Source organism: Nostoc sp. ChiVER01, from assembly GCF_034531155.1.
In the GTDB taxonomy this organism is placed as follows: domain Bacteria; phylum Cyanobacteriota; class Cyanobacteriia; order Cyanobacteriales; family Nostocaceae; genus Nostoc.
In genome coordinates this window covers 96,965-112,994 of sequence record NZ_JAVRBS010000017.1, presented here as the reverse complement: position 1 = coordinate 112,994, position 16,030 = coordinate 96,965, and the positions used below count along the sequence as shown (strand labels likewise).

Genomic DNA, 16,030 nt, shown 5'->3' with positions numbered 1-16,030 from the left:
AAAAGCTATTCAAATAATGCTTTTTTAGCGAAGAGTAGATTGCCCAAGTCTAAATCCACAAGACGAGAAACCAAATATTATGTCCAATTCTGAGTTCCCTGATTCTACCCTACCTATTGAAACACAACAGGATTCTGTTACTGATTCTAATCAAGAGTCGCAACCATTGTCAGAGCAATCGCCTAAGCCACCTAAAAAGCGGCGTTGGCCCTTGCTGTTGGGAATCATACTGTTAGTTGCAGGTGTTGGTATTGGTTGGCGCTGGTGGCAAACTAGTAATGCTAGCAATGCACCACCGGGCGGGCCTGCTGCTGGTCAACCGATGGCAATTCCCGTTAAGCTAGCAACTGTGCAAACTGAAACTGTGCAGGAAAGCTCAGAGTTTATTGGCTCCTTAGAGGCTCCACGGGCAGTAATCATCAAGCCGCAGGTTGATGGACGAATAACCCAGATTTTCATCCAAGAAGGCAACCGTGTTCAACAAGGGCAAGTTATTATTAGCTTAGAAAGTGATAATGTCCTAGCTCAATTATCACAAGCAAAAGCCGGATTACAACAAGCCCAAGCAAAGCTTGCTGAACTTATTGCAGGTACACGAAAAGAAGAAGTTGCCCAAGCTAGAGCGCAGTTAGCCCAAGCCCAAGCTAAATTTAGAGATGCCCAATCGGGATCACAACCACAAGAAATTGCTCAAGCTGAGGCTCAAATTCAGTCAGCTAAATCTGATGTAGAACTAGCACAGTCAAGAGCCAAGCGATACACACAATTGAGAAAAGAGGGTGCTGTTTCCCAAGATACCTTAGAAGGATATGTCAAAGAACAGCAAAGTGCTGAAGCTGCCCTTGTCGTAGCTCAGAAACGCCTAGATCAACTCCGCCAAAGCAGAAATTCTAGTATCAATGAGCTAGCTGGCGCCCTAGAACAACAGAAACAAAACTTAAGGCAATTAGAAAATGGTTCGCGTCCAGAAGAAATTGCCCAAGCGCGATCGCAAGTAAGTCAAGCAGCAGCCCAAGTCCAAGCAGCCCAAGTGCAAGTGCAATACACTAAAGTCCTTGCACCTTTCACTGGCATTGTTGGTGATATTCCAGCAAAGGTGGGAGATTATGTGGAAAAAGCAGACCAGCTTACTACACTGACTAGAAATGACTCTTTAGAACTGAATATTTCCGTTCCCCTAGAAGAAGCCAAAAAGCTGCGCTTGGGATTACCAGTGCAAATGCTGAATGCCCAAGGCAAACCCGTAGCAAGGGGTAAGGTGAACTTCATCTCTCCAAATGCCAGTTCAGATTCGCAAACAGTTTTGGTAAAAGCCAACTTTGGTAATAATTCTAGAAGTCAACTGATCAATCGCCAGTCAGTTCAAACCAGAGTGATTTGGAACCAACGTCCAGGAATTTTAATTCCCGTTACAGCAGTATCTCGCCTGGGTGGAGAGACTTTTGTGTTTGTAGCTGAAGCACCAAAAGAAGAGAAAGCTGAAGCACCAGCAGAAAAGAAAACTGAAGTGCCAGCAGAAAAGAAAGCTGAAACACCGTCTTTAGTTGCTCAACAAAAACCTGTGAAATTAGGAGTTATTGAAGGGAATAATTATCAAGTTATCGAAGGATTAAAAGCTGGAGATAAAATTGTTGTTTCCGGTATTCTCAGTCTAACCAATGGCGCTCCCATTACTCCTGCACCGGAAGAAGTAGGTAGTCGCAAGCTTTAGTTGAAGATGGGAGATGAGAGAGTAAGGGGGCAAAGGGAGCAGGGGAGGCAGGGGAGGCAGGGGAGACAAGGGGACAAGGGGACTTAAATCAGAACTTGCAACAAGTGTTTCCCCTTGCGCCCAATGCCCAATGCCCCATGCCTAATACCAAATACCCAATGCCCAATTTTTTAAGCTATGTTTGTTGACTTCTTTAATTAAGCGGCCAATCTTTGCATCGGTCTGTGCGATCATCATCCTTTTAATAGGATTAATTAGTATTCCCTCACTACCGATCGCTAGGTTTCCAGAAATTAGTCCCACCCAAATCAGTGTAACTTCCAACTATAGCGGAGCTAGTGCTGAAGTTGTAGAAAGTGGGGTGACAAATATTTTAGAAAGGCAAATCAACGGGGTTGAGGGACTAAGATATCTTACTTATAGTAGCAGTAACGATGGTACTAGTACCATTACAGCCACCTTTGATTCATCACGGGATAAAGATATTGCGGCTGGTCAAGTTATGAGCGATCGCTTACCTTTCTAACATGCATCAACAATTGCAGACAGAGGCAGTTCCCTTGGATGGAAAAACTGTTGCATATTCAACAAAATCTGAGGATTGAGTCTCTATTTTTGCTAGTTAATTTTATCCAATTGTAGCGGTAGTTTATCACCCTTTATAACTGCCGCTACATATCATATCGTGTCCGGTTAAAGACTTATCATTTAAACCGCAGGAGGAAAGAGGCTTTTGCGCTTTTTGCATAGATGCGGGAATTATAACTAATTAGGCGGACATGATATTAGACATCTCCATAAATTAATTATGCGTTACTCAAACCCTTGTAGAGACGTTGCAATACAACGTCTCTACATTCATTGTCGCAGATGTCTATTGTAAAATAAAGTTTTAATTGTTGTGCCGCCGCTTTTGTAATTAGCTTAGTACAGCTGTGAAGGTATTAATAATTCAGGTAAAATCCCTTTCTATACAGAGCTTATAGATGACAGTGGTAAGACCATCAGGGGTGTTTTCTGTGCCGACCCAGTTTCTCAATCAATTCCCGAATCTACTTCTATATTCGGTCTACTAGCTTTTGGCGCTTTAGGCACTGGTTTAAATCTTAGGAATGAGGATTAAATAAGATCCAGAAATAGGTTATGCAATAATTAGCTGAATCTGTACTAAGCTATCTATCTTTAAACGTATATTGAAAGTTTGAGATTACACACGATATACTTTTATATTACAAAACCATCTATTGTTTTAAAAGGACTCTGACAATACTCTGATAGATTTCTGAAATAAGGAACCACTGGCTAGGAAATGTGTTGAGTGCGATCGCAATAAAGCAGATGACAAAAACGCTGTTGCTGGTGTATTGCCTAGCTTACATCCAAGAGTAGGAGCATCATACTCTGCGGCAAAATTATCACCAATCAAACACCAGAGTTATCAAGGAGTCAAAGCCAAGTGAATCCCAATGACAGCAACATTAACAAACCATCTCTAGAAATCAACGCTTCTCGCCAGTTTACCCCTTGGCTGTATGAGCAAAACCTGAGTTTGTCCTTCACTACCTATCAAGCGGGGAAGTTATTCTTTATCGGCTTGCAACCAAACGGCAAATTATCTGTATTTGAACGTAGCTTTGAGCGGTGCATGGGATTATATGCCAATGGCAATAGCCTCTACATGAGTTCCCTGTATCAACTGTGGCGATTTGAAAACATCATCCAACCCGGACAAAACCACCAAGGCTACGATGCTCTTTATTTGCCTCAGCTGAGTTATGTGACGGGAGATTTGGATATTCACGACATCGCTTTGAGTAAAGCAGAAGAAAAAGATTTAGATTCACAAAAATTAGTATTTGTCAATACCTTATTTAGTTGTTTGGCAACAGTTAGCGAAACCCACAGTTTCGTTCCCTTGTGGAAGCCAAACTTTCTCAGCAAGCTAGCGGCGGAGGATAGATGTCACCTGAATGGGTTGGCAATGCAACAAGGAAAACCTAAATACGTCACCGTCGTTAGCCAGTCAGATGTAGCAGAAGGCTGGCGGGAACATCGGGCAAATGGCGGCTGTGTCATTGACGTAGAAAGCAATGAAATTGTATTGCGCGGATTATCCATGCCCCACTCCCCACGATGGCATCAGGAAAAACTCTGGCTGCTCAACTCAGGCGCGGGAGAGTTTGGCTTTGTCGATTTAAAGCGGGGAGTGTTTGAGCCAGTGGCTTTCTGTCCGGGATATCTGCGCGGTTGTGCATTTCATGGCGACTTTGCAATAGTGGGAATTTCGCAACCCAGGCATAATAAGACCTTTAGCGGCTTGCCTCTAGACGATAAATTGCAACAAAAAAACGTTGAGCCTCGCTGTGGGTTACTAGTGATTGATCTAAGAAGCGGCGATATTGTCCATTCCTTGCGAATGGAGGGGGTAGTTCTGGAATTGTACGACGTAGTAGCACTTTTGGGGGTACGTCGTCCAATGGCGATCGGGTTTCGCAGCGACGAAGTTCGGCGGGTAGTAACGGTGGGATGAGAAGTAATTCAAAATTCACAATTTAAGAGGAATCATAAACAATGGCACCTAATCCAGCAGTTTTCAACCTTTCTGACATTAACGGGAACAATGGTTTTGCGATCGCTGGCTCTAATCTTGGAAAATCTGTTAGTAGTGCCGGAGACATCAATGGTGACGGTTTCGATGACCTGATTATTGGGGCAGAGTATGCCGGCGATTTGAGTAGGCAGGGGCAGACCTATGTGGTGTTTGGCAAGAGCAGTGACTTTGAAGCAAGCTTCAACCTGTCCACCCTCAACGGCAGCAACGGCTTCATACTCAACGGCGTTTATGCATATAACTTTTCAGGTTTCTCCGTCGATAGTGGCAAAGATGTCAACGGTGACGGCTTCGATGACTTAATTATTGGGGCATTCTCTGCCTCCTCTAACAACAACGCTGGTTCTGGACAGAGCTATGTGGTATTTGGCAGCAGCAGTGGCTTTGAAGCAAGCCTCAACCTGTCCACCCTCAACGGCAGCAATGGCTTCATCCTCAACGGCGTTAATATAAATGACTACTCAGGCAGCTCAGTTAGTAATGTTGGAGATATCAACGGTGATGGCTTGGATGACCTGATTATTGGGGCAGACCTTCAATCAACTAAGTTTCGCTGGTAACAACATCATAGTGACTGCTACTGATGAAATCTTGGCAACGCTAACTGGCATTAGTACCACAACGCTCACTGCCGCTAATTTCACTATTCTCTAATATTAAGGGAAGCAAGACCTTGCTCCCCTTAAAAACTAATAATTACTAGATAGCAATACGTTTGAGTTAAGGCTAAAACTCTTTATCAAAGTCAAATTTTTTAACGAACCGCAGAGGCACATAAAGAACAGAGAGAAGAAAAAATACTTATAAATATCACAGTTAGTAACAGAAACTACAAATCTTTTATAAGCTATAATTCGACACCTCAATGCCATACTACCCGATTTACTAATAAGCTACCGAGTTAAGATTTTGGATGGTAATGCGATCGCTTCTAAAAATCTTTGTAACAGATGAATTGACTGTAAAGGCGCAGATTTGTACGCTTTTAATCAATGTGTACCATGAATATTGTGAAATCGTATAACTTCTCACGAGATGGGAAATCAGAAAAATGGTGTGTGCAATTTCAGTATTAAAGCGGAAATAACATAAACTTACTTACTGAAATTCCGCAATTGCCACCAGGACAAGTGCAAAAACGCAGTGTAGCCTTTAACTAGAAAAACAACATCAGGCAATTGTTAAACAAAATGCCAACTCTCACCACTAAACTTTTATAATATTTGTTGTTCTTATGACTCCAAATCCAAAATACACCAAAATTCAATTTCCCCTTTGGCAGTATCTAAATCAGCCTTTATTTAGTCAGGATACTAAATTAGTATTGAATCCCCAACGCTTTGCATTAATCTGGCGTCTTCGACTTCTAGAACGCTGCTGGGCTAAAGAATGTGATGCTAAAGGGCCTCAACAGCATTAGATATTTCAAAAGCCATAAAACTAAGCCTCGTCTACAGAACGAGGCTTTTTACCATCAAGTAAAGCACTGACAGTCATATCTCCCATAACATTAATTGCAGTGCGGCAGCGATCCAGAAACCAGTCTACAGTAACTAGCAAAGCAATGTATTGGGTAGGTAAGCCTACAGAAGTGAACACCAGTGTCATCGTTACCAGTCCAGCATTGGGAATATTCGCCGCACCTACAGATGCAAAAATTGAGGTAAGGATAACAATTAACTGCTGTCCCAGACTCAGATGTTGCCCAATCAGTTGGGAAATATACAACGCAGACATTGCTTCATAAAGGGCAGTGCCATCATTATTGAAATTTGCCCCTACTAATGACCCCAAGGCAGCAGAAGATTCCCTTAAACCGACTTTTGTTTGCAAAACCTCAAAGGTTACTGGCATTGCCGCCGCAGAGGAAGAAGTCGAAAAAGCTGTCAAAAAGGCATCAGAACCGCCAGCGAGGAATTTTAGCGGGTGTACCCAAGAACCAAATTTTACTCTGGTGAGGTAGTAGCACGCCTGCAATACCAACGCTAACAGCACCGCCACGATAAATGCACCCAAAGATTTAAAAGGTGTAAATCCTTGCATCGCAACTGTTTTAGCAACAATCCCAAAGACTGCAAACGGCACTAAGGCAATTACCCAGTTGAGAATGCGGACTACTGCTTCAAATAAGATTCCTATGACATCCTCTATAGGCTGGTATCCATTCTTGCCTTGAGCAATTTGTTCAGATTTTAATGCCCGCAGAACGATGCCAAAACTCAGGGCAATCACAATTAGTTGAATGACATTATTATCAACTAACGGCTTTAGAACAGCTTCCGGTACAGCATCTTTGACTATTCCCCAAGGATCAAGACTTTGAGTAGTTACTTCTGTAGTTGTTGAGGTGGCTACATTGCCCCAAGTTCCAGGACGCAGCACATTCGCTACGAGAAGCCCCACTAAAATAGCTACGGTAGTATTAGTTAAAAGTAGTACTGCTAACCGCCGTCCGGCTGTACCAGGTATATTCGTAGTCATTAAGGTATGCAGCACCGCTACCAAAATCAGGGGCGTAGCTAGGGCGCGGAGAGCCTTTAGCACTAACTCGGCTGGAATTGCTAAATTATTGATTAAGGTGGCATTGCTGGGATTGGGATTCCCCGCACCAAGGGCAATTCCAACGCTGACTGCGGCTACTAGGGCGATGAGAATTTGCAATGTGAGAGGGATACGCTGCCACCAAGGGCTAGCTTTGGTTTTAGCCGAACTAGTACTCTCTGTTTGACTCATTAGTTAGATGCTGATTAACTGCTGTAACTATTAAAACAACACTTATGACAGTGATAATTTCGGAAAAAGAACAGCTTTAATTTTAGGTAAAAACTGTTAATCTAAGATTCCATTGGTTTGCAAAATCTAGCTCGAAAGGGTACACCACAAGGTAGGCCCCTAGAGATATCTTGGCTTGTGGTTGGAGATGCTTATGTCTTTTGTGCCTTTACATATTCATAGTGACTACAGTTTACTTGATGGAGCAAGTCAGCTACCAGAGTTGGTAGATCAAGCGATCGCACTAGGAATGAAAGCGATCGCCCTTACCGATCATGGTGTCATGTATGGAGCTGTTGAACTGATCAAAATCTGCCGTAGTCAAAATATTAAGCCGATTATCGGCAATGAAATGTATGTAATTAACGGCGATATTGAAAAACAAGAACGCCGTCCCAAATATCATCAAGTCGTTTTAGCTAAAAATACTAAAGGTTACAAAAATTTAGTCAAATTAACTACAATTTCTCACCTCAAAGGTGTTCAAGGTAAAGGAATTTTTTCTCGTCCTTGTATCAATAAAGATTTACTAAAACAATATCATGAAGGTTTGATTGTTACCAGCGCTTGTTTGGGTGGAGAAATTCCTCAAGCGATTCTCAGTAATAGACCAGATGCAGCCCGAAAAGTTGCTCAGTGGTATAAAGATGTATTTGGTGATGATTATTATCTAGAAATTCAAGATCACGGTTCCCAAGAAGACCGGATTGTGAATGTTGAAATTGTCAAGATTGCGCGAGAGCTAGGGATTAAAATCGTTGCTACCAATGATTCGCATTTTATTTCTTGTTTTGACGTTGAAGCCCACGACGCTTTGCTATGTATTCAAACTGGCAAGTTAATTATTGAAGATAAGCGGATGCGTTATAGCGGCACAGAGTATCTCAAATCGGGTGAGGAGATGCAACAGCTATTTCGTGACCATTTGCCGGATGATGTAATTGCCGAAGCTGTAGCCACTACTGAAGAAGTCGCTGATAAAGTCGAGCCTTACCATATCATGGGTGAGCCTCAGATTCCTACACCCCCAATTCCCTCCGGCCATACTGCTGACACTTACGCCGAAGATGTTGCATGGAGTGGACTTTTAGAACGCTTAAATCGCAAATCTCGCCAAGAAGTCGATTCCGTCTATAAAGAAAGATTGGAATACGAACTAAAAATGATTCAACAGATGGGTTTTTCCAAATACTTTTTAGTTGTATGGGACTACATCAAATTTGCTAGAGATAATAACATTCCTGTGGGGCCAGGTCGCGGTTCTGCGGCTGGTTCATTAGTTGCTTATGCAATGCGAATTACTAATATTGATCCTGTGCATCATGGACTACTATTTGAGCGCTTTTTGAACCCAGAGCGTAAATCCATGCCTGATATTGATACGGATTTCTGTATTGAACAACGCGATAAAGTAATTGATTACGTTACTGAGAAATATGGTGCAGATAGAGTTGCCCAAATTATTACTTTTAACCGCCTAACTTCTAAAGCTGTTTTGAAAGATGTCGCCAGAGTATTAAATATCCCTTATGGGGAAGCTGATAAAATGGCGAAATTAATTCCTGTGGTGCGGGGGAAACCAACGAAGCTCAAAGTAATGGTTTCCGATCAAACCCCAGAACCAGAGTTTAAACAGAAATATGATAAAGAACCCCATATTCGCCATTGGCTTGATATGGCGATGCGAATTGAAGGAACTAATAAAACCTTTGGTGTTCATGCAGCAGGCGTGGTAATTTCAGATGAACCACTTGATGAAATTGTGCCGCTACAGAAGAATAATGACGGTTCCGTAATTACCCAATACTTCATGGAAGACTTGGAATCAATGGGTTTGTTGAAAATGGATTTTTTAGGTTTACGGAATCTGACATTGATTCAAAAAACCCTTGATTTGATTCAAGAAACTAAAGGATATCGTGTTGATCCTGATGAAATTACTCACCAGGAAAGAAAAGCCCAGAAGATATTAGCTAAAGGTGAACATAGTAATCTGCCAAAAGATGTACAAAAAACTTATGAATTATTAGAAGCAGGTGAGTTAGAAGGGATATTTCAATTAGAATCCTCTGGAATGCGTCAGATAGTGCGAGATTTGAAGCCTTCTAATATAGAAGATATTTCTTCAATTTTGGCACTTTATCGACCGGGGCCATTAGATGCAGGGCTGATTCCTAAGTTTATTAACCGCAAGCATGGTCGAGAAAATATTGATTATCAACACACTGTTTTAGAACCAATTTTAGACGAAACCTATGGAATTATGGTCTATCAAGAGCAAATCATGAAAATTGCTCAGGATATGGCTGGATATTCCTTAGGACAAGCTGATTTGCTGCGTCGGGCGATGGGTAAAAAGAAAGTTTCTGAAATGCAAAAGCAGCGAGAAAAATTTGTGGATGGCGCAGCGAAAAATGGTGTTCCGAAAAAAGTTGCGGATGAATTATTTGAGCAAATGTTAAAGTTTGCTGAATATTGTTTAAGCTATGATACGGAAATATTGACAGTAGAATATGGATTGTTGCCGATTGGGAAAATTGTAGAAAAACGCATTGAATGTACTGTGTACAGCGTTGATAATAATGGAAATATTTATACGCAACCTGTAGCACAGTGGCACGATCGCGGACAACAAGAAGTGTTTGAGTATTGTTTAGAGGATGGGTCATTGATTCGGGCAACAAAAGACCATAAATTTATGACTGTTGATGGTCAAATGTTGCCAATTGATGAAATATTTGAACGAGAATTGGATTTGATGCGGGTTGATGGTTTGCCGAGTTAGTTAGAATAAAACTTTAGTAGTATGAGATTATGCTGTTGAATTAGCAGCGATCGTATTTGCAAGACAAATACTTTTATTTTTATGGTTGCTGAAAGCCTCAAACAAAACCCATTGCCTGAGCAGTTACTTTGGTCGGGTGAAGTGCATCGAACAAAGTGGAAAGTCTACTGCATAGAGGTGAATCATCCCGTTAGGGAAGAATTTGATGAGCAGAAGCTTGGCGAATATAAATTAGCAGATTCAAGCGATCCATTCTGGCGGTTACGGTTTGAGAGCCAAGATGGTGAATCTTTTGAAACAACTTGGTCTTCAAAAAATTGAATTATCTTCGGCACATTAAGTGGATGGTCGAAGTCAGCAATTGGGGATTTGAAAAATGCTCTCATTCAACACCGATGGCAGGGTTCTAAACAGTTTTTTGGGTGCGATCGCTCCATTGATGGGTGTTCATGACGCTGATTTTTCTAGAGAAAGGGTGATGCTATGCTTGCTATAAAAAGGATTGAGGATACAGTACGATGAAAACTCGCAGCTTTGCAGTCCTTATTTATAAAGAGGACGATATGTATATAGCTGAGTGTCCCGAAGTTGGTACGGTTGATCAGGGAGAGACTATTGAACAGGCAATTGCTAGCTTGAGAGAGGCGACGCAGCTTTACTTAGAAGAATTTCCTCTACCTGAAACATCTCCAAGGTATATGACCAGCATTGAGATCACCTATGCCTAAGTTGCCACGAATCTCAAGTAGAGAGGCCATTCGAGCACTGGAGCGTTTGGGTTTTGAACAAATTCGACAAACAGGTAGTCATGTTGTAACGAAGAAGCAAACGCCGGAAGGCACAACTGGCTGTGTTGTACCCCTACATCAAGAATTGAAGGTAGGGACATTGAGTGGCATTCTTAAGCAAGCGCAAGTTACACCGGAAAAGTTCATAGAAAATCTGTGAGCGATCGCTTTGAAAAATGATTCAACAAAATTTTAGCGATGGAAGCGTACCTTTGCTACATATTATGCCTATAGGGTAGAAGCATAAAGTTACACTTGCTGACATGATCAAAAGAGGTCATGTTTTTATGTTGTCGTATGAAAATATTGGTGCTGAATGCCGGATCGAGCAGCCAAAAGAGTTGTCTGTATGAAATTGCAGATGAGGCTTTCTCCACCGAAGCAGCCCAACCTCTATGGGAAGGGAAAATCAACTGGACTCAAGATCAAGGTGTGGCAGAAATTGAAGTAAAAACTGGTACGGGTGCAACACTACAAGAATCAATCTCTGGTGATTCCCCACAGGCACACCTCAGTTATATGCTCAATACACTTAGTGAAGGTGCTACCAAGGTAATTGATCAGTTGTCAGAAATTGATGTAGTGGGGCATCGGATAGTACATGGTGGACAGGATTATCGAGATAGTGTAGTAATTACTGAGGATGTTAAAAAGGCGATCGCTCGTTCATCTAACCTAGCTCCAGCACATAATCCAGCCGCTTTATCAGGCATAGAAGCAATTGAAAAAATCTTAAAAGATGTCACCCAAATAGCAGTTTTTGATACCGGATTTCATGCCACTCTACCCGATGCAGCAGCAATTTATCCCGGCCCCTATGAGTGGGTAGAGCAAGGAATCCGTCGCTATGGGTTTCATGGTATCAGTCACCAATACTGTTCTCAACGTGCTGCCCAAATTCTCGGTCAAGATGTTCCCCCTGAGCGCTTAATTACTTGTCATCTGGGCAATGGCTGCTCTTTGGCGGCGATTAAAAACGGTCGTAGCATTGATACCACAATGGGATTCACGCCCCTAGAAGGATTAATGATGGGTAGTCGTTCTGGTTCACTCGATCCAGGAATTCTGATTTATCTGTTGCGTTACTGCAATTACTCTGTTGAAAAATTAGATCATATATTAAATAAAGCTTCTGGGTTAAAGGGAATTTCAGGTGTATCTAGCGATATGCGTGAGGTGAGAGAAGCGATAGCTCAAGGTAATTCCCGCGCTCAACTGGCATGGGATATCTACGTCCATCACCTACGTTCTGGTATAGGTGCAATGCTTGCTAGTTTAGGCGGATTAGATGCTTTATTATTCACAGCAGGCGTAGGTGAAAATTCCCCAGAAATTCGCCAAGCCGCCTGTGAAGCTTTTGGATTTATAGGACTGAAACTTGACATTGAAAAAAATCAGCAGCAGCCTGTGGATGAGGATATTGCCACACCCGATTCAGCAGTACGGATATTAGTTATTCATACTCAAGAAGATTGGGCGATCGCTGGGCAATGTTGGCAGTTATTAAATGAAAAGTTATGAATACTCATAACGAGAGGAACCTACGTATAATAAATTTCCAAACTCGCGGCCCGATAAAACTTAAAATGTACTCTGCAAGTTTTGGTGCGATCAAAGAAAGGATTAATAATAAAGCATTAACTTTACTAAAGCTATTAGTAGCACCAGCAATAACACTAGGAATGACACAAATTAGTGTCCATATAAAACTATTTATAAATTTAGAGTTGATAGAAGTATTTTTTTGAAGTTGATTAACAAGTACATAGCGGGTAGTAGCAAATAATACAGTTAATCCTAACCAAGCAAATATTAATATCATCCAATTTGCCAGATAGAGATTCCAAACTACAAAACCAGCAGGAAACAACGAAGCTAGTTCCCAAGCTAATAGATTTAATTTAGCCCGAAGACCGCTTAATATTTGTTCAATAAGCCAATAATGTACATAAACAATATTTAAGCACTCAGGAACTTGGATAAAATCACTCCTGATTTTGTGAATTATGTCGCCATAAAATAAGACATTGCTTTGTAAGACAATATCCTGCTCTTTCCAAAAATATAAAGCTGATGCATCTTTTTTATAATAAGAATTAAAAGTAAGTCCATACTGTAATCTCGATTTATTTTGTAATGCTTTACTCCATAATAATTTAATAAAACTTACTATGAAAATATTATCAAAAATTTGAAACTTTTTTTTAGTAATCACTAATTTAGTGGATTCTATAGTATTATTATTAAAGCAAATCTTATCGTTAAAGCAGTTGTAGTACCAAATATAAGCTAATAATTTTGGCGGTATATACAGAGAGCAGCCTATTTCTCTTGCTTGCTCAATTTGTTTTAAAATTGCCTGATTTAAATAAAAAGTATACTGTCCGGGATCAACTTTAATTCCAAGTTCAATAGGAGTACCTTGAGGGATTTGCAGAAACAAAGATAGCTGAACATCAGCTTGAGGATATGTGTGTGTTTTATAAGCGTTCATTGTCGGGATAATTTTGCAATATTTTGTATAATATTAATCAGAAAATCTAGTGTTCCACGCCACTGTTTTTCTCCAGCAACTATCCCTTCATTATGTATTTTTAGGATTAAATCTCTATCTCCTTCAGGTAATTCAAATACTTTTTTATGGTAACGGCTGATAATATCTCCGTCTAACTGCATAACCGTTTGAGCATAAATAATATCAATATCTACACTGGTAATATCACCACCATTTAGTGCAGCTTTCAGTTCAGACATTTTCCGCAATGTACGAATAAATTTATCATTATTCAAAAGTTCTTCAATTTCTTGCCACCTTTGCCGTAATGTTTTTTGATCATTATTTTCTTGATCTGGAACAGGAGTCGGAGCAGGCAATATTGGTCGAGCTAATTTTATGTATTCCTCATCAGTTGGAACAATATTTGATTTATGTTCTACCTGATATTTAAGACGTTGCTGATATTGTATTATTCTGGGGTCTGGCTCACTAGTATCATTACTTCGTTCAAGAAGAATGTAAAAATATTCTCTTTCAAGTTGCGAAAATAGACTTATATAACGTTCGCGTAGCTCTTGAGCTTGAGTTTTTTGAGGTTCTGGCAAATCGTCTGGATTTGGAATTTTTTTAACATCAAAGTAGTCTTTGTCATGTATTGAATAAATATCTTCATAGGCTTGCCAAGCATTAAACTTTGCACCAGTAATTTGCTCTACAACCATTGTATTTACTTCTAAAGCTGTAATGTCATCGACTAATCCGTGTACAGATGAGACTAGTTTCTCTAGTAAATCTTTGGCTTGTTCTTGAATGTTAGGCATAGTAATAACTTTCTTAATTTACCTAAAGCAAATTTACCTACAGGTTTGGACAGATTCATATTCTGTAGGTATTTTAGTGTAACTATTAATAAATAAAAACTACTATGGACGGGATGGGGATTGTTGTGAGGTTTTACGAGATTTCATAATCTCTATAAAAAATCCATATAACTTCTGCAAACTTTCTATATTTTTTTGCATAATTTCCCGACTTTCTTTGATTTGACTTAGATGAAATTCACGAAGTTCTGTATATGAACCACTCCCAACAAATTGACTACCAACTTCATTATTTATATCACCATCAATTAAATTAATTATTGTATACATTCGATTACCTGGTTGAGCAACTTGTTGCTCTTGTGGTTGTTCTACCTGAATAGAAGAGTCTGGAACCCAAGTGGTTATTTCTAACTCTACAACTTCAACTATTGCTGTTTTAATAGCATCAATAACATCATCAATATTAAATCCTTCTCCTTTAGTATTTAGCTTGTTAACTTTTCTTTTAAATTCACTACTTGGTTTGCTTAATTGACTATTGTTTTCACCATTTTCAATGGATTGTCTATTACTTCCCGTGTTTTCGTTAATAAGATTATTTACCATAGTATTTTAGAGATTACAGAATTTTAACTATAGCAATCCTATCTAATTTGTGAAAATTTGCAGTGTCTAGATCCCCGACTTCTTAGAGAAGTCGGGGATCTAACTTTTCACGAATGATTTAGGATTGCTATATATACAATATACAATCAATTTTAGATCCTTTCCAAAGTTTTGTAACCTTTACTAAAAAAGTAACCAAAGTCAAAATAACTTAATAAATTAATAAAAATTTTATTAAAAAATTTATGATTTTCTAAAGCCAATTTTATTTATAAAAATAATAATATTGTTTTAAATTTTAAAGTTACTGGGTTGCAGTGAGTCTATCACTGCGGTAGCGATTTACCAATTACTTAAGTAGCGTGATTCTGCAAATAATTATTTAATTAGCTTTTAAGTGTTTCGTTTCAATCGGTATAAATTAAATATTATTTTTAGACAAAGAGGGTTAAAGTATATCTCCAAATAAAATAAATTTTAGTATAAATTAATACTTTGTATATAAATAAATTTATTTTAGTCAACCTGTTTTTTATTTTGTCTAGCAAAGCTTAGACACGCAAGTGCAGCCTGAAAATTTTTATACTACTATGTATACAATGATATGACTCTGATGATAAAGACAAGGATAGTATGTTGTTATCTCGTCAAGGTTTTGCTACACCTTTTATAATTTGTGTATGTATATTTGGAGTTGGCTTGATTCAATTCCCTCAATTGCAAAAGCTAATAAATAGCAAGCAATTTACGTCTTTAGAAACTTTAGAAAAAGAAATAAAAGCCGAAAATCTCCGTCTTAATTTTCTTAAAATTACACCTAGTTTTGGTTATAATAACTTAATTGCAGATTTAGTATATCTCAACTTTCTCCAATATTTCGGAGATGATGAAGTTCGAGATAAAACAGGTTACAGTTTAAGTCCAGAATATTTTGAAGTAATCCTAGAACGTGATCCGCGATTTTTAGCAGCGTATCGCAGTCTTTCTATCAGTACTTCATTATATGCTGCTATGCCAGAACGTGCGATCGCATTATCAGAAAAAGGCTTAAAATCATTATCTCCTTCAGTTCCCGAAAAGTCTTATTACGTATGGCGTTATAAAGGAGTTGATGAGTTATTATTTTTAGGCAACGCTAAAGCTGCCGAACAGTCTTTTGCAACGGCGGCGAACTGGGCTAGTAACTTTTCAGATCCAGAAAGTCAGATGATCGCTCATACCTCGCAAAAAACTGCTGAATTTCTGAATCGAAATCCTAACAGCAAATATGCTCAAATTGCTACCTGGGCAATAGTTTTAAATAATCACGTTGATGAAAGGACTCAAAAACGCGCAATTAGGGAAATTGAAACTTTGGGAGGAAAAGTAATTACAACTCCTGAAGGTACTCATAAAATTATATTTCCCCCCAAAGATTAAATTATTAGTCATTTTTC

General features: G+C 39.4%; 15 protein-coding genes and 1 pseudogene. 11 read left to right on the top strand and 5 right to left on the bottom strand.

Annotation, left to right across the window (positions count from 1 at the left end; genetic code table 11):
• Positions 1-79: 79 nt before the first annotated feature.
• A complete protein-coding gene (locus RMY00_RS21745) occupies positions 80-1,711 on the top strand; it encodes an efflux RND transporter periplasmic adaptor subunit (RefSeq protein ID WP_322649523.1) in 1,632 nt (543 codons plus the stop codon).
• Positions 1,712-1,888: 177 nt separating this feature from the next.
• Positions 1,889-2,219 (top strand): annotated as a pseudogene (locus RMY00_RS21740) (efflux RND transporter permease subunit); the annotation flags it as partial.
• Positions 2,220-2,960: 741 nt separating this feature from the next.
• On the opposite strand, the gene RMY00_RS21735 reads toward RMY00_RS21740, so the two are convergent.
• Complete coding sequence (locus RMY00_RS21735) at positions 2,961-3,137, bottom strand: hypothetical protein (RefSeq protein ID WP_322649522.1); 177 nt, start codon at positions 3,135-3,137, stop codon at positions 2,961-2,963.
• A 30-nt stretch (positions 3,138-3,167) separates the two neighbouring features.
• Here RMY00_RS21735 and RMY00_RS21730 point away from each other — a divergent pair, with 30 nt between their 5' ends.
• From RMY00_RS21730 to RMY00_RS21720, 3 genes are all read left to right on the top strand, one after another.
• Positions 3,168-4,241 (top strand): TIGR03032 family protein, encoded by a 1,074-nt coding sequence (locus RMY00_RS21730; protein ID WP_322649521.1) that lies wholly within the window; start codon positions 3,168-3,170, stop codon positions 4,239-4,241.
• Between the two features lie 41 nt (positions 4,242-4,282).
• The gene (locus tag RMY00_RS21725; RefSeq protein WP_322649520.1) at positions 4,283-4,882 is read left to right on the top strand and encodes an integrin alpha; all 600 of its coding nucleotides are present in this window, start codon (positions 4,283-4,285) and stop codon (positions 4,880-4,882) included.
• Positions 4,883-5,556: 674 nt separating this feature from the next.
• Complete coding sequence (locus RMY00_RS21720; RefSeq protein WP_322649519.1) at positions 5,557-5,742, top strand: hypothetical protein; 186 nt, start codon at positions 5,557-5,559, stop codon at positions 5,740-5,742.
• 20 nt (positions 5,743-5,762) lie between these two features.
• Here the strand turns inward: RMY00_RS21720 and RMY00_RS21715 are convergent, their stop codons facing one another.
• On the bottom strand, positions 5,763-7,055 hold the full coding sequence (locus RMY00_RS21715) for a dicarboxylate/amino acid:cation symporter (RefSeq protein ID WP_322649518.1): 1,293 nt from the start codon (positions 7,053-7,055) through the stop codon (positions 5,763-5,765).
• A gap of 193 nt (positions 7,056-7,248) precedes the next feature.
• Here RMY00_RS21715 and RMY00_RS21710 point away from each other — a divergent pair, with 193 nt between their 5' ends.
• The 5 genes from RMY00_RS21710 to RMY00_RS21690 all read left to right on the top strand — a co-directional run bounded on the left by RMY00_RS21710 (position 7,249) and on the right by RMY00_RS21690 (position 12,188).
• Positions 7,249-9,879 (top strand): DNA polymerase III subunit alpha, encoded by a 2,631-nt coding sequence (locus RMY00_RS21710; protein ID WP_322649517.1) that lies wholly within the window; start codon positions 7,249-7,251, stop codon positions 9,877-9,879.
• Positions 9,880-9,960: 81 nt separating this feature from the next.
• Positions 9,961-10,200 carry a hypothetical protein gene (locus RMY00_RS21705; protein ID WP_322649516.1) on the top strand — a complete coding sequence of 80 codons (240 nt, stop codon included), beginning with the start codon at positions 9,961-9,963 and terminating at the stop codon, positions 10,198-10,200.
• A 197-nt stretch (positions 10,201-10,397) separates the two neighbouring features.
• Positions 10,398-10,607, top strand: coding sequence for a type II toxin-antitoxin system HicB family antitoxin (locus tag RMY00_RS21700; protein ID WP_094330857.1), 210 nt, complete (start codon positions 10,398-10,400; stop codon positions 10,605-10,607).
• The gene (locus tag RMY00_RS21695) at positions 10,600-10,827 is read left to right on the top strand and encodes a type II toxin-antitoxin system HicA family toxin (RefSeq protein ID WP_322649515.1); all 228 of its coding nucleotides are present in this window, start codon (positions 10,600-10,602) and stop codon (positions 10,825-10,827) included. Before RMY00_RS21700 ends, RMY00_RS21695 begins: the two co-directional genes overlap by 8 nt.
• A gap of 137 nt (positions 10,828-10,964) precedes the next feature.
• Complete coding sequence (locus RMY00_RS21690; protein WP_322649573.1) at positions 10,965-12,188, top strand: acetate kinase; 1,224 nt, start codon at positions 10,965-10,967, stop codon at positions 12,186-12,188.
• Positions 12,189-12,192: 4 nt separating this feature from the next.
• Here the strand turns inward: RMY00_RS21690 and RMY00_RS21685 are convergent, their stop codons facing one another.
• The 3 genes from RMY00_RS21685 to RMY00_RS21675 form a co-directional block, all read right to left on the bottom strand.
• Positions 12,193-13,161, bottom strand: a complete 969-nt coding sequence (locus RMY00_RS21685) for a hypothetical protein (protein ID WP_322649514.1) — start codon at positions 13,159-13,161, stop codon at positions 12,193-12,195.
• A complete protein-coding gene (locus RMY00_RS21680) occupies positions 13,158-13,985 on the bottom strand; it encodes a hypothetical protein (protein ID WP_322649513.1) in 828 nt (275 codons plus the stop codon). Before RMY00_RS21680 ends, RMY00_RS21685 begins: the two co-directional genes overlap by 4 nt.
• A gap of 102 nt (positions 13,986-14,087) precedes the next feature.
• Positions 14,088-14,594 (bottom strand): hypothetical protein, encoded by a 507-nt coding sequence (locus tag RMY00_RS21675; RefSeq protein WP_322649512.1) that lies wholly within the window; start codon positions 14,592-14,594, stop codon positions 14,088-14,090.
• A gap of 633 nt (positions 14,595-15,227) precedes the next feature.
• Here RMY00_RS21675 and RMY00_RS21670 point away from each other — a divergent pair.
• Complete coding sequence (locus RMY00_RS21670) at positions 15,228-16,013, top strand: hypothetical protein (protein ID WP_322649511.1); 786 nt, start codon at positions 15,228-15,230, stop codon at positions 16,011-16,013.
• The last annotated feature ends 17 nt before the right edge of the window (positions 16,014-16,030 follow it).